We start from the raw sequence: 13,857 nt of genomic DNA, 5'->3' as shown, positions 1-13,857 counted from the left end.
TTCATATAATGTTTTCGAAAACCCTTTCGCAACAAAATATATTAGAAACTACTGGCGTATGAGCGCTTATGACTTGAATTCTATAGAATTATGTTGGGTGAAATATTTTAATTAGCGCCTTATATAAAGTATCTTTGGGGGAGATTTTAGTAGATCATAAAATAAACACGAACCTGAAAAATAATCTAATAATATAATGAACAAGGAACTAGATCAATTAGCAGCCGATAATATAAGGGCATTAGCTGTAGCGATGGTAGAAAAGGCAAACTCTGGACACCCAGGTGGACCAATGGGAGGCGCAGACTACATGCACATTTTATATTCTGAATTTTTCAACTACGATCCTTCTGATATGAAGTGGCCGTTTCGTGACCGTTTTTTCATGGATGCTGGGCACTTATCTACTTTAATGTACGCTCAGTATTATTTATTAGGTAATTATGAAAAAGATGATGTAGCTAATTTTAGACAATGGGGATCGGTAACACCGGGCCACCCAGAAGTTGATGTTGCAAGAGGTATAGAAAATACATCAGGCCCATTAGGTCAAGGTCATACCATGGGTGTTGGTGCTGCAGTAGCGGCAAACTTTTTGAAAGCACGTTTTGGAGATTGGATGAACCATAAAATTTATGGATTTATTTCTGATGGTGGTGTACAAGAAGAAATTTCTCAAGGTGCAGGTAGAATTGCAGGTCACTTAGGTCTAAGCAACTTTATTATGTTCTATGATTCTAATGATGTTCAACTTTCATCTAAAACAGATGAGGTTACTTCAGAGAATACAGCAATGAAATATGAGTCATGGGGATGGAAAGTTGTTACTATCGACGGCCACGACCATGATCAAATAAGAAAAGCACTTACAGATGCTAATGCGGAAACAGATAAGCCAACATTGATTATCGGTCAAACGATAATGGGTAAAGGTTGTGTAACTGCAGACGGCACGCCTTATGAAGGGTATACAGAACTACACGGTAAGCCAATTGGCGATACAGGTGCAGATTATGAAAAGACTTTATTGAACTTAGGTGCAGATGTAGCAAACCCTTTTGATATCTACGCTAAAGTAGAAGAGTATTACGAAGGTATTATCAATAAAAAGAAAGACGAAGCACAAGCTAAGAAAAGAGAGATTGATGCATGGCGTTCAGAGAATGCTGAGCTATCTGCAAAATTAGATGGTTTCTTGGAAGGTAAATTACCAGACTTAGATTTCAGTTCTGTAGCACAGAAAGAAGGTCAGGCAACAAGAGCGGCATCATCTAACGTTTTAGCGTATTTAGCGCAGAATGTAGAGAATATGATCGTATCATCTGCAGATTTATCAAACAGTGATAAGACAGACGGTTTCTTGAAGAAAACGCACATTTTAAAGAAAGGTGATTTTTCTGGAGCATTCTTACAAGCAGGAGTAGCAGAATTGACAATGGCAACTATGGCAAACGGTATCGCGCTTCACGGCGGGGTAATGGCAGTAGTGGCAACATTCTTCGTATTTTCTGATTATATGAAGCCGGCAATACGTTTAAGTTGTATTCAAGAATTACCGGTGAAGTTTGTTTGGACACATGATGCCTTTAGAGTAGGTGAGGACGGACCAACACACCAGCCAATAGAGCAAGAAGCACAAATACGTTTGTTAGAGAAATTAAAGAACCACAGCCACGAGCAAAGTTTCGTAGCATTGCGTCCTGCAGATTCTCAAGAAACCAATGTAGCTTGGAAAATGGCAATGGAAAACCAAAAAACGCCAACCGGACTTATTTTATCTCGTCAAGGGATAAAAGATCTTCCTGCGAAAAGTGGTAACCGTTATCAGGAAGCCTTAGGAGCAGAAAAAGGAGGATACCTAATACAAGAAGTAGCAGATCCAGATGTTATTTTGATTGCTAATGGTTCTGAAGTTGCAACTTTGGTAGCGGCAACTAAATTATTAGAAGAGAAAGAAGGTCTAAAAGTGAATATCGCTTCTATACCATCAGAAGGTATTTTTAGACAACAGTCTGAAGCTTACCAAGAAAAAGTAATTCCTCCAAACAAACCAGTTTTCGGACTTACGGCAGGTCTTCCTGTAAACTTGGAAGGTTTAGCAGGAGCAAACGGAAAAGTGTTCGGTTTAGAGCATTTTGGTTATTCTGCACCAGCAACTGTATTGGATGAGAAATTCGGGTTCACCGGTGATCAAGTATACCAACAAGTAGTAGATTTTTTAAAGTAAATAGTATTTAGGGTTTGCCCTAAAGACATTCATAATAATTTTAAAATTAGAAAAAGATGAAATTTTTTATAGATACAGCAAATTTAGATGAGATTAAAGAAGCTCAAGATATGGGTATTTTAGATGGTGTTACAACTAACCCATCTTTAATGGCAAAAGAAGGCATTACTGGTGCTGATAACATTTTGGCACATTACAAGAAAATATGTGATGTTGTTGATGGTGACGTTAGTGCTGAGGTTATTTCTACCGATTATGAAGGTATGATAGCAGAAGGCGAGAAGTTGGTTAAAATTAGCCCACAGATCGTTATTAAGGTACCTATGATCAAAGAAGGTGTAAAGGCAATTAAGTATTTCTCTGATAAAGGATATAGAACTAACTGTACATTGGTATTCTCTTCTGGTCAAGCATTATTGGCTGCAAAAGCAGGTGCAACATATGTTTCTCCTTTCATTGGTCGTTTAGATGATATCTCTACAGACGGTTTAGGATTGATTGCTGATATTCGTTTAATCTATGATAACTACGGTTACGAAACTCAAATTCTTGCAGCATCTGTACGTCACGTAATGCATATTATTGATTGTGCTAAAATTGGTGCTGATGTTATGACAGGTGGTTTAAGTTCAATTGTTGGACTTTTAAAGCACCCATTAACTGATAGCGGTTTAGCTAAGTTCTTGGCAGATTACCAAAAAGGAAACTAAGTTGTAAAATTTAGTTAATTGATATAGAAAACCATCACTGAAAAGTGATGGTTTTTTTGTTTTATATTAGTAGGGATATAAAAGATGTAAAGTAACTTGTGACTTTATACAATTGTTGTGCTTAATGCTAAAAAAAAGTTATGATAGATAATGATATGCATCAATTAGCCTATAATTTGAATAACGAATTACTGGATTATATAAATCATCGAAATTTGAATAAACTTAATTCCAATTATGGAATAACTTCTGCAATGTTTGAAGAAATTGAAGAAGTTATAAATGATGTGGGTGTTGACTTGAAAAAAGTAGGCTTAAAAATTAAAGGCGGAAAACTTCTTGATATTTGGGAATTTGATGAACTTAATGGGTATGGTGTTGAAGTGGATTTAATAACTATTAATGGAGAAAGAACAGATTTAACTTTGATAACTGAATTAGATAAAGTTGGAGAAGGGTATAAATTAGAATATCGACAGTTAGGGGTAATGTGACGTTAAAAAAAACACTAAACACAACAAAACCTAAACGTAATGCGGACTTCAGGGTTTAAAGCCAAGGTTAGTGTATATTGATAATGTCGCTAAATCTTATGGATTTAGCTTTGGAACAAAAAAGAAAAAGCAAAACAATAATCTTTAGCTGCGTCGGCAGACGGAAACGAAAAGTTTCCTTATCTCCGCACTACGCTTAGCCCAACCATTAGCACACATTTAGTCAAACCAACAACGACAAGGCTAAATTGACAGAATTTGTTAGTTCCTTTTTATTCGTTTCAATTTTAGAAACGACTTTAATTCCACTATATAAAGTGTAAAAAAGTGAAGAAATAGATTTTAAATCTTTGCTGTCTATTATTTGACCTTTTTCTTTACCTTTTTTGAGATACTCATAAAAGAGATTTTCAATATCTTGTTTATTGCTCTCTAAAACTTTTAATAAACTTTCATCATTGGGAATAAGTTCTGTAGTAATATTTACAACAAAACAACCTTTTCTATCTTTATCAACAATTGCTTCTTCAATAGCATTATTAAAAAGTTTTGAAAATCCATCTCTAACATTAGGTTGACTCTGAAAAAAAAGAGTTAATCCTTCCATACTTGACTTTCTGTAAAGTTCAAAGGACTTTTTAAAAAGCTGTTCTTTATCACCAAAAGTATCATATAAACTTGCCCTGTTAATTCCTAAATGACTAACTAAATCTCTGATAGAAGTTGCGGAATATCCTTGTTTCCAAAACAAATTCATTGCTTTGGTCAGGACTTCGTTTTCATCAAATAGTTTAACTCTTGGCATATCAAAAAAAATGTGGAAGCGTTATTCGCTTCCACAAAAATAAATTATTGGAACTTTCATTCCAAATATAATCAAAAAAATTAACCTAATAGCGGATTGATATTTATACCACCATCAATATTATACTCACTTCCAGTAATGAAAGAAGCATCGTCAGAAGCTAAAAACGAAACCAGTTTTGCTATATCTTCTGGTTGTCCAAATCGTTTTAACGGAATACGATTTTGCATAGCTTCGGCAAATCCATTTAATTGCTCTTCTTCCATCCCAGTTTTTCCAAAAATCGGAGTAGAAACAGGTCCAGGATTTACAGAATTTATTCTTATTTTTCTTGGTGCTAATTCAGTTGCAGCAGTCCTTGTATAAGCATTCAATGCAGCTTTTGATGCAGCATAAACAGCAGTATTTGGCATTCCAGTATAAGCATTTACAGAAGACAAATTAATGACTGAAGCACCATCATTTAAAATTGGCAGAAATTTTTCAGTTGTAAACAACGCACCTTTAAAGTTTATACTCATTTGGTGGTCGAACATTTCCTCACTAATTTGACCAACAGGAGCAGGCTGAAAAATACCAGCATTTACGAATAGAACATCAACGTTTCCATAATCTGATTTTACTTGTGCCACCAAATCATCTATTGCTGAAAGACTTTTAACATCAGCAACAATTCCTTTTACACCAAGCTCTTGTGATGCTTTCGCAACCTTTTCAGAATCTCTTCCTGTAATTACAACAGTTGCACCTTGACTTTTAAACTCTTTTGCAGATGCATAACCAATACCACTATTACCGCCTGTAACTATGGCAATTTTCCCATTTAATTTACTCATTTTTTTATTTTTTAATTATTTATAATAACGGAACGTTCATTCCGATTACAAACATACGAATATTAGAATGATAGTTCCAAATAAGAATAGAAATATTGTGAGGAAATAAAAACGTGTGCTAACAACGTATGTAAAACATAGCTAATTAAGGCTTTACGAGAGGTTTTTGCATATTTATTAAGTCCGCCAAATTTTTATTTTTGTATATTTATAAAATAAAAATTAATAGAAAAAATAAAAATTCGGCTTGTGATTAATCCGAAAAATTAGCCTCTATTTATACGCTACGTTTCATATACAAGACCGTTGTAAATAATCTAAAAAAACTAAAATTACATTGAAATATTTTTGTCTTTTAATTATCCTTTTCTTATTGATTTCATGTGATTATAATTCTTCAGAAGATTATTTTAAAGAAGCAGTAAAATTAGAGAAATCAGGAAATTTTAAAAGAGCAATCCTATTCCATAATAAAGCTTTAAAAATAAACCCCAAATCTATTGCTTCACTTATAAATCGAGGGTCTGATAAATCTGAATTAGGTGATTATCACGGAGCTATTATTGATTTAAAATCAATTTTAGAATTTGATAGAGATAATACTTTAGCACACTACGCAATTGGTGACACATATTCTGAACTAAAAGAATATACAAAAGCTATTAAATTTTACACAAAAGCACTGCAAACAAAAGGAATTATAAAAAAGCCTACAATTGATACTAAAAAGCATAGTATTCTTTTTATTATTGGAAATGACCAATACAGTGTTCAAGATTATTATATATACTTCGAACGAGGAATCGCATATTTAGAAACTAATCAATATGATAAGGCTATAATTGATATAAAAAATTCATTATTAAATGAAAATGGAATATCTGATTGTTACTTTTTATTAGGCAAATGTTACCTTGGAAAAAAAGACTCAATAAAAGCATGTAACAACTTTATTGAATCCGCTAAATTAGGAGATAAAGAAGCTAGAGAAATGATTAAAAAGCATTGCTTAAAAAATAAGTAATGGAGAAAGACTACTTACAACAATGGCTAAACGTAATACGCTAAACCTGTGCTGTCCGATGTGATTTCTTGTTTGTGGCGCCACAAAAGCTTTTTTATTTGCTTTATTTCATTAAATTTAAATCCAAACAAAAGCTTTTGCTCGTGCGGGTACGAAATGCGCTGCATTTCTATAGCGTACTACGCTTAGCCCAACCGTTGGCAGTAATTTGAAAAAATGGACATTGAACACAAAATATACATCGATAACAAATTAGTCAAGAGTTTTTCTAGTTCTGTATGGTATGACACAGCTACTCCTTTTCAATGGTGCGTTTCTGAATTGAAGGAATTAAAAAAAGAATTGCAAGAAGGCAAATCACTAGAAATCATAAGTCAAGACAAAAACTACAAAATCGAAAATATTATGGAATTTAAAACTTGGACGGAAAAAGTTTTCAATGGTGGATTTGAAAAATACGTGTTTGATTAAAATGGGACAAAGTCATAATTTAATATCGATATGTGAAGTCCAAAATGATGTGGATTTCTATTCCTATCTAAAAGATTTGGATTCTTATTTCTCTCCTGGGTTAGCCTATTCTGATAAGAATGCTAGGTACCCTAATTTAACTGAAATATACCAAGCTTTAAAGGATTCGGGAATTAAAATTATTGAAGAAAGAAAAACTCAAGATTCAACCGAACTAAAAAACGGAAAAGACATAACAATTCACGTCTTTGGAATATCTGATGATGAAACGGAATTTACGGAGGATTTAACCATACGTTATGAAAGTCAAAATATTAATAATCCCGTTAACAGCATCTCAGGAATTAAAACAGACATTAGAATTTTAATAAAGTTAAGTGCTGAGCTAACAAAATTTTGCGGAAGTATTTTCATAATGAATCCTTACGAATCTTTCTTTATAGAAAAAAACAAAACCTATTCCGAGGTTTGGAATGAATTGCTGGAAAAAACTACCGCCAACACAACCTATAAACAATACGGGCTTCGGGCTTAAACGTAAGGTTTGTGTCTATTTATAATGTCGCAAAATCTTTTGGATTTTGCTTTGGACAGGAAAAGAAAAAACAAAACAAAAAAATTTTGCTATGTGTGTGGCGGAAAGCAAACGCTAGTTTGCTCTGTTCATTGCTAAAATGTTGTAACTAATTTAAGAAACTATAAATATTGAATATTAGAAAAGCACTAGAATCCGATTTTGACCAAGTTTGGCTGATATTTTCAGAAGTCATTAAAACTGGAGACACGTATGTCTTCAATCCAAATACTCCGAAAAAGGATTTGAAAAAGCATTGGTTTGCTGATTATATGGAAACTTATGTAATAGAAGAGAATGGACAAATACTCGGAACATATATTATCAAACCTAACCAAATTGATTTAGGAAATCATATTGCAAACTGTAGTTATATGGTAAATCCCGACACCCAAGGAAGAGGGGTCGGAAAAAAACTTTGTGAACACTCACTTGAAATAGCAAAGCAACATAATTTCGAAGGAATCCAGTTTAATATTGTGGTAAGTACAAATAAAGGAGCAGTAGAATTATGGAAAAAATACGGATTTGAAATAATTGGAACCACACCAAAAGGTTTTAGACATTCTAAATTAGGTCTGGTTGATACATACATTATGTATAAAGACTTGAAAGAGGAGTAATAAAACTAGCTACAATACAACCTATACACAATACAGGGTTCTGGCTAAACAGAAAGGTCTGTGTATATTTATGAAGTCGCTAAATCTTTGGGATTTCGCTTTGGAAAAGAAAAAATAAAACTAAACAATACCCTTTAGCTAAATGCTCAGACGGAAACGAAAAATTTCCTTGCCTCCGTACGGCGCTTACATAAACCGTTTGCAAAAATTATGAAAAACCTTTTAGCGAGTATTTTAATATTATTAGTGGTTGGGTGTAAGAAGGAGAAACGAGTAATTGAGGAAATTGATTTCGAAACTGAATACATGTTTAATTCCGAGATTGAGGATAAAATTCTATCGGATACATTAACCGACCCAAGGTTCACAGGATTTAAGTATCAAATGGGGGCATCTGAATATGCCTCAAAAGGCGATTATCAAAACGCTTTATCGACATGGGATTTAGCAATGGGAACAAGAGATACAGCCTATACAATTTTAGAAATTGATTCTATAAATGAAAAATACAAGAAAGTTAATGCCGTAAACCTTATAGTTAAACAATCGAAAGAACATAAAGTTTTAATAATCAATGAAGCTCATCATAACTCTAGTCACAGGGTTTTTACAAAATCACTTTTAAAAAAACTTTACAAAAATGGATACTCAAACATTAGTTTTGAAGATTTAGACAATAGTTCCAATAAAGATACATTATTAAACAAGCGTAAATATCCACTTCAGAAATCAGGATTTTACATGACAGACCCGCAATTTGGAGATTTGGTAAGGTCTGCGCTCGAAATTGGATTCAATGTCTTTTCTTATGAACAGACTTCAGATGTAAATGGGACAGAAAGGGAAATTGAACAGGCTAGAAATATTTAAAAAGTGATTGAAGAACGCCCAAATGAAAAATTTATAATTCATTGTGGTTACGCACATGCTTTGGAAGGAAATTACGAATCTTGGGGTAAAGCTATGGCAGGTAGACTAACCGAATTTACAGGAATCGACCCTTTGACAATATATCAAGTTCTTTACACCGAAAAAAGCAAGCCTGAATTTAATCATCCATTATTAAAAGCTTTAAAACTGACGGAAGCGACTGCTCTATTAGACAAAGAAGGAAATCCCATGGAATATGTACGAGGAGAAAGCTGGTCTGACATTGCTATTTTACATCCAAATACAGTGTTTGAAAATGGAAGACCAAATTGGCTTATTAAGAACGGTAATAAAATGATTAAGTTGAATTTGAAAAATATAGAAATGGATTATCCAATAATGGTTTTGGCTTATAAAAAAGGAGAGGATATAAAAACTGCTATTCCCATGGATATTTTAGAAATTGAGAATAAAACTGAATTCATAAACCTTGCTTTAAGACAAGGAGAGTATGAAATTGTTGTGCGAAACTCTAATGGAAGAGCTCAAAAATTTCAACTGAATGCAGAATAATTTTTGCTGACAATGGCTATAACAAACAACTCATAAAGTGCCATATTTAAAGGCTAGGTCATGTTTACACAGTCCGCCAAATATTTTGAATCTTGCAATTAAAAAAATAAAAAAATGGAAAAGAAAAATACATTAGAAATCATCGGTTTCACGCTTATAATAATTGGGGCGTTATTTTTCATTTCAAAGAAATATTATGTTATTGAAGCACTAAGTTCAGTTTACGAATCCATCGATATCATATTACCATTGGGTCTATTTCTTTGGGCTATTGGTTACATGAAAAAAGGAAAGGAAAATAAAGTTGAATAGTAGTTATATAAGGGCGATGAATTTACCTACACATTTTTTGATATAACCTAACGTCTTATAAAAAATGTAAATTATAAAGATTTAATTTATCAAAGTAAATTGATTAGCTTTAGTCAGCTGTCAATAAGCTTATTACAGATTAAAATAAACACGATATAACTATTGTTTTTTTGATAAATTAAATCACTGTACCCTTTATGAAAGACTTGAAATACCTAGCTGCATTTTCTTTGCCCTTAGTTGCTTTTATGGGTTTATACTTCAAGGGGATTTTTACCTTTCTAACGCCTTTTTACGCATTTGTAATTATTCCGATATTAGAAATCTTACTTCCTGTTGAAACTTCCAATTTAGACGAAAACGAGGTAGAAGATAAACTAAAACGAAAAGTTTTTGATTGGCTTCTCTATCTCAATTTACCGGTTATTATTGGGTTGTTATTATGGGGTTTTTACATTGTGAATACGCAAAACCTGGCTACGTATGAATTTTTAGGTTTAATTTTCTCGATAGGTATTGTTTTAGGTACTAACGGAATAAATGTTGCCCACGAACTTGGTCATCGACAGAGTACCAACGAGCGTTTTATAGGCAAGGCTTTGTTACTACCAAGTTTTTACATGCATTTTTATATTGAACATAATTTTGGGCATCATTTGCATGCCGCAACACCAGAAGATCCGGCTACTGCCAAGTACAATCAAAGTGTGTATTCTTTTTGGTTTACTTCAAGTTTTCGGCAATACTTTAATGCATGGAAAATTCAGAAAAGACTGTTGAAGAGTAATAACCAAGGTTTTATGTCTGTCAATAATGACATGCTTTGGTATACTTTTTTCCAGATGATGTACTTGGGTGCTATTTTATTTTTCTTCAGTCCTAAAGTGCTATTGTTTGGACTTTTAGCGGGTATCGTTGGTTTCATTATGCTTGAAACTGTAAACTATATTGAACATTATGGTTTATTACGACATAAAACCAAATCTGGTAGATATGAACGTGTTCGCGAAATGCACTCATGGAACTCTAACCACGTAGTTGGGCGAATTGTTTTATATGAGTTAACCAGACACAGCGATCACCATTATAAATCTTCAAAAAAATATCAAATATTAGATTGCCACGATGAGAGTCCGCAAATGGCTTATGGATATCCTACATCTATGGTGTTGTCTTTATATCCGCCATTATGGTTTGCCATAATGAATAAGAGAATACCAAAAGATATGATAGTCTGATAGTATCGGTCCGCCGAACTTCTGAAATATGGGGATAATTATTTTCGATAATAATACGAACAACTAATCTTATGGAGGTTAGTTCTAAAAAATACAAAAAATGAACATCAAAGACATTTCTTTAACGGTAAGTCTTCTTGGGCTTTTAATACTAATAGCAGCAGTAATTATAGAGCTGACCAATGCTAGTTTGAACAATGGTTTTTTATCACCGTTAGGTATGGGATTATGCTCTGTTGGTCTCATTTTATATGCAGTCTACGAAATGAAAAATAACGGTAAGATTTAGTTTTAATAAGTATATCGTTATTTCTAGTCTCGCGATAATCATCCTATATTTATGGTATGAATAAAACCTTGGTTCAGCTTAGAAAACAACTACACCAAAACCCTGAGCTTTCAGGGAAAGAACATTTTACAGCAAAACGTATCATAGAATTTGTTAAGAAATACCATCCCGCAGAAATTATAAGTAATATAGGCGGGGCGGGGGTTGCGGTTGTATATGAATTTGAAGAAAACGGACCAACCATTGTTATTCGTTGTGAGCTGGATGCCTTGCCAATAATTGAAGAGAATACATTTGCGTATACATCTGATAATTACGGAGTATCGCATAAATGTGGTCATGATGGTCACATGACTATTGTTGCTGGTTTGGCTGAGTGGTTATCAGTGGCTAAGTTCAACAAAGGCAAAGTAGTATTACTTTTTCAACCGGCAGAAGAAACAGGAAAAGGTGCTGCAAGGGTTTTAGAAGATGAGCAATTTCTAAATCTCAATCCAGATTATGTCTTTGCACTTCATAACCTTCCAGGTGAGAAAATGCATTCTATCATTGTAAAATTAGGTTTCTTTACGGCTACAGTCCAAAGCTTTAAAATTCAATTAAAAGGAAAGAAAGCTCATGCTTCTGAGCCAGAAAACGGAGTGAATCCTGCAATGGCAGTGGCAGAATTAATTCAAATAATTGCTACGTTTGAAAACCCTAATGCTCATAGTACTGATTTTGCTATTTTGACCCCAATTTGTATTGATTTAGGGGAGAAGAATTACGGAATTTCTCCCGAAAATGCAGCATTACATTATACCATTCGCACATGGAGCGGTGAAGTAATGAATGTTTTAGAAGGTAAAATAAAACAAGCAGTAAGTGAAGTTTCAAACACTCATAAATTGAAAGCAGAAATAGATTGGTTCGAGTTTTTTCCGGCTTCAGATAATAATACAGAGTGCGTTGCTTTAGTTGAAAAGGTAGCAAAGCAACAAAATTTAGAATTGGTTGAGCATCCGAAGTCATTAAAATTCGGAGAAGATTTTGGGTGGTTTTCATCAAAATATAAAAGTGCCATTTTCGGATTAGGGGCAGGGCAAAATCAGCCAGCCTTACATCATTCTGATTACGATTTTCCCGATGAGCTCATAGATACGGGGCTTTTGATGTTTAAAGGTTTGATTACAGATATTTTAGGAAAATAGGTATCTTTAAGACAACCAACCTATCTGACCAATATGAAAAATATCTTCCTATTACTTTTTGTAGCTATTCAGCTTTTTTCTTGTCAAGATGAAAAGAAAATTGAATCGCCAATAGCGCAAAAACCAAATATCATTTACATACTAGCTGACGATTTAGGTTATGCCGAAATAGGCGCTTTTGGTCAAGAGAAAATAGAAACGCCCAATATCGACGCCTTATCAAAACAAGGCATGATTTTTACACAGCATTACTCTAGTGCTCCCGTTTGCGCACCTGCCAGATATATGTTTTTGACCGGTAAGCACGCAGGTAATTCTTTTATAAGGGGTAATGATGAGTGGAATGACCGTGGCGATGTATGGAATTATAAAGCCATGGCAAAAGATTCCACCTTAGAGGGGCAAAGACCAGTTCCTAAAGGGACCAAGACCATTGCTAATTACTTAAAAGATGAGGGTTACAAGACAGGTTTGGTTGGTAAATGGGGATTAGGCGCACCACATACACACTCCATACCAAATGAAATGGGATTCGATTTTTTCTACGGATTCAATTGCCAGCGACAGGCACACACGTATTATCCATTGCATTTGTATAAGAACAGAAACCGCGTTCATTTGGCGAATGATACCGTTGCACCAAGTTCACCGTTCCCAAAAGGGTTAGATCCAAAGAATCCTGATAGCTATAAGGACTATACGCTAACAGATTATGCACCAGACTTAATGTTTAAAGAGCTTACGGGTTTTGTGGCAGCAAATAAAGACAATCCGTTTTTCTTGTATTGGGCAACACCCATTCCGCATGTGGCATTACAAGCTCCGCAGCGTTGGGTAGATTATTATGTGGAGAAATTTGGACCAGAAGAGCCGTATTTGTCCGGTGAGGGTAACGGTTATTTTTCGCATCAGACTCCCCATGCAGCGTATGCCGCCATGGTTTCTTATTTTGATGAGAACGTGGGTAAGTTGGTGAAGCAGTTAAAGGATGAAGGAATTTATGAGAACACACTGATTGTATTTACCTCTGATAACGGACCAAGTTATGCAGGCGGAGCCGATCCTACATTTTTTGAAAGCGCAAAACCTTTTGATGGTGTTTATGGTAAGGGGAAAGGATTTGTGTATGAAGGCGGAATTAGAGTGCCTACATTTTTTACCTGGCCAGGCAAAATAAAGCCGGATACTAAAAGCGACCATGCCTCTGCACATTATGATATGCTGGCAACTGTTGTTGATATCCTTAAAATGGAAAAACCAATAGACACAGACGGAATTAGCTTCTTACCCACATTATTAGGCGAAGATAAGCAAATACAACATGAGTTTATGTATTGGGAATTCCCCGAATATGGCGGACAAATAGCGATTAGAATGGGCGATTTTAAAGTAGTTCGTCAGCATTTAAAAGATAACGAGCAGCCAACATTAGAGCTTTATAATTTAAAGAACGACCCTACAGAAAAGAATAATATAGCTTTAGATTATCTTGAGATTTTAGAAAAGGCGGCAGAAATATTCAAAAAAGAACACACCAAACCAGATACTGAACGTTTTCAAATTCCACTGCTAGAAAACGGATTCTTAAGCCATTAAGATTATGGCATGCGCAACCTCATTA

General features: G+C 34.2%; 16 protein-coding genes. 14 read left to right on the top strand and 2 right to left on the bottom strand.

Annotated elements, in window-relative coordinates; all coding sequences use genetic code 11:
• The first annotated feature begins 196 nt into the window (after positions 1-196).
• The 3 genes from BUC31_RS14050 (at position 197) to BUC31_RS14040 (ending at position 3,431) form a co-directional block, all read left to right on the top strand.
• Positions 197-2,227: a transketolase family protein gene (locus BUC31_RS14050; RefSeq protein ID WP_073245217.1), complete on the top strand. Its 2,031-nt coding sequence runs from the start codon at positions 197-199 to the stop codon at positions 2,225-2,227.
• A gap of 56 nt (positions 2,228-2,283) precedes the next feature.
• Positions 2,284-2,937, top strand: a complete 654-nt coding sequence (fsa, locus tag BUC31_RS14045) for a fructose-6-phosphate aldolase (protein WP_073245215.1) — start codon at positions 2,284-2,286, stop codon at positions 2,935-2,937.
• Between the two features lie 140 nt (positions 2,938-3,077).
• A complete protein-coding gene (locus BUC31_RS14040; protein WP_073245214.1) occupies positions 3,078-3,431 on the top strand; it encodes a DUF7668 domain-containing protein in 354 nt (117 codons plus the stop codon).
• A gap of 223 nt (positions 3,432-3,654) precedes the next feature.
• Here the strand turns inward: BUC31_RS14040 and BUC31_RS14035 are convergent, their stop codons facing one another.
• The gene (locus BUC31_RS14035; protein WP_073245212.1) at positions 3,655-4,236 is read right to left on the bottom strand and encodes a TetR/AcrR family transcriptional regulator; all 582 of its coding nucleotides are present in this window, start codon (positions 4,234-4,236) and stop codon (positions 3,655-3,657) included.
• Positions 4,237-4,316: 80 nt separating this feature from the next.
• Positions 4,317-5,072 (bottom strand): SDR family oxidoreductase, encoded by a 756-nt coding sequence (locus BUC31_RS14030; RefSeq protein ID WP_073245210.1) that lies wholly within the window; start codon positions 5,070-5,072, stop codon positions 4,317-4,319.
• Positions 5,073-5,409: 337 nt separating this feature from the next.
• Here BUC31_RS14030 and BUC31_RS14025 point away from each other — a divergent pair, with 337 nt between their 5' ends.
• The 11 genes from BUC31_RS14025 to BUC31_RS13980 all read left to right on the top strand — a co-directional run bounded on the left by BUC31_RS14025 (position 5,410) and on the right by BUC31_RS13980 (position 13,832).
• Positions 5,410-6,096: a tetratricopeptide repeat protein gene (locus BUC31_RS14025; protein WP_170861964.1), complete on the top strand. Its 687-nt coding sequence runs from the start codon at positions 5,410-5,412 to the stop codon at positions 6,094-6,096.
• A gap of 216 nt (positions 6,097-6,312) precedes the next feature.
• Positions 6,313-6,567, top strand: coding sequence for a hypothetical protein (locus tag BUC31_RS14020; protein WP_073245206.1), 255 nt, complete (start codon positions 6,313-6,315; stop codon positions 6,565-6,567).
• Positions 6,560-7,102, top strand: a complete 543-nt coding sequence (locus tag BUC31_RS14015) for a hypothetical protein (protein ID WP_139251973.1) — start codon at positions 6,560-6,562, stop codon at positions 7,100-7,102. The genes BUC31_RS14020 and BUC31_RS14015 overlap by 8 nt, the downstream gene beginning before the upstream one ends.
• 170 nt (positions 7,103-7,272) lie before the next feature.
• Complete coding sequence (locus tag BUC31_RS14010) at positions 7,273-7,764, top strand: GNAT family N-acetyltransferase (RefSeq protein WP_073245201.1); 492 nt, start codon at positions 7,273-7,275, stop codon at positions 7,762-7,764.
• 210 nt (positions 7,765-7,974) lie between these two features.
• The gene (locus BUC31_RS14005) at positions 7,975-8,634 is read left to right on the top strand and encodes a hypothetical protein (protein ID WP_073245199.1); all 660 of its coding nucleotides are present in this window, start codon (positions 7,975-7,977) and stop codon (positions 8,632-8,634) included.
• Between the two features lie 3 nt (positions 8,635-8,637).
• Positions 8,638-9,207, top strand: coding sequence for a hypothetical protein (locus BUC31_RS14000; protein ID WP_073245198.1), 570 nt, complete (start codon positions 8,638-8,640; stop codon positions 9,205-9,207).
• 114 nt (positions 9,208-9,321) lie between these two features.
• Positions 9,322-9,519 (top strand): hypothetical protein, encoded by a 198-nt coding sequence (locus BUC31_RS13995; protein ID WP_073245196.1) that lies wholly within the window; start codon positions 9,322-9,324, stop codon positions 9,517-9,519.
• A gap of 197 nt (positions 9,520-9,716) precedes the next feature.
• Positions 9,717-10,757, top strand: a complete 1,041-nt coding sequence (locus tag BUC31_RS13990) for an alkane 1-monooxygenase (RefSeq protein ID WP_073245194.1) — start codon at positions 9,717-9,719, stop codon at positions 10,755-10,757.
• 100 nt (positions 10,758-10,857) lie between these two features.
• Complete coding sequence (locus BUC31_RS20140; RefSeq protein WP_139251972.1) at positions 10,858-11,046, top strand: hypothetical protein; 189 nt, start codon at positions 10,858-10,860, stop codon at positions 11,044-11,046.
• Positions 11,047-11,102: 56 nt separating this feature from the next.
• Positions 11,103-12,236, top strand: a complete 1,134-nt coding sequence (locus BUC31_RS13985; protein ID WP_073245192.1) for an amidohydrolase — start codon at positions 11,103-11,105, stop codon at positions 12,234-12,236.
• 33 nt (positions 12,237-12,269) lie between these two features.
• On the top strand, positions 12,270-13,832 hold the full coding sequence (locus BUC31_RS13980; protein WP_073245190.1) for an arylsulfatase: 1,563 nt from the start codon (positions 12,270-12,272) through the stop codon (positions 13,830-13,832).
• Positions 13,833-13,857: the final 25 nt, after the last annotated feature.

The organism is Maribacter aquivivus (assembly GCF_900142175.1).
In the GTDB taxonomy this organism is placed as follows: Bacteria; Bacteroidota; Bacteroidia; order Flavobacteriales; family Flavobacteriaceae; genus Maribacter; species Maribacter aquivivus.
This window is presented reverse-complemented; position numbering and strand designations above follow the sequence as displayed.

Bases quoted from the DNA above. Each gene is read 5' to 3' on its own strand.
- BUC31_RS14050 (WP_073245217.1), top strand. From the start codon at position 197: ATGAACAAGGAACTAGATCAATTAGCAGCCGATAATATAAGGGCATTA.
- fsa (WP_073245215.1), top strand. From the start codon at position 2,284: ATGAAATTTTTTATAGATACAGCAAATTTAGATGAGATTAAAGAAGCT.
- BUC31_RS14040 (WP_073245214.1), top strand. From the start codon at position 3,078: ATGATAGATAATGATATGCATCAATTAGCCTATAATTTGAATAACGAA.
- BUC31_RS14035 (WP_073245212.1), bottom strand. From the start codon at position 4,236: ATGCCAAGAGTTAAACTATTTGATGAAAACGAAGTCCTGACCAAAGCA.
- BUC31_RS14030 (WP_073245210.1), bottom strand. From the start codon at position 5,072: ATGAGTAAATTAAATGGGAAAATTGCCATAGTTACAGGCGGTAATAGT.
- BUC31_RS14020 (WP_073245206.1), top strand. From the start codon at position 6,313: ATGGACATTGAACACAAAATATACATCGATAACAAATTAGTCAAGAGT.
- BUC31_RS14005 (WP_073245199.1), top strand. From the start codon at position 7,975: ATGAAAAACCTTTTAGCGAGTATTTTAATATTATTAGTGGTTGGGTGT.
- BUC31_RS13995 (WP_073245196.1), top strand. From the start codon at position 9,322: ATGGAAAAGAAAAATACATTAGAAATCATCGGTTTCACGCTTATAATA.
- BUC31_RS13990 (WP_073245194.1), top strand. From the start codon at position 9,717: ATGAAAGACTTGAAATACCTAGCTGCATTTTCTTTGCCCTTAGTTGCT.
- BUC31_RS20140 (WP_139251972.1), top strand. From the start codon at position 10,858: ATGAACATCAAAGACATTTCTTTAACGGTAAGTCTTCTTGGGCTTTTA.
- BUC31_RS13985 (WP_073245192.1), top strand. From the start codon at position 11,103: ATGAATAAAACCTTGGTTCAGCTTAGAAAACAACTACACCAAAACCCT.
- BUC31_RS13980 (WP_073245190.1), top strand. From the start codon at position 12,270: ATGAAAAATATCTTCCTATTACTTTTTGTAGCTATTCAGCTTTTTTCT.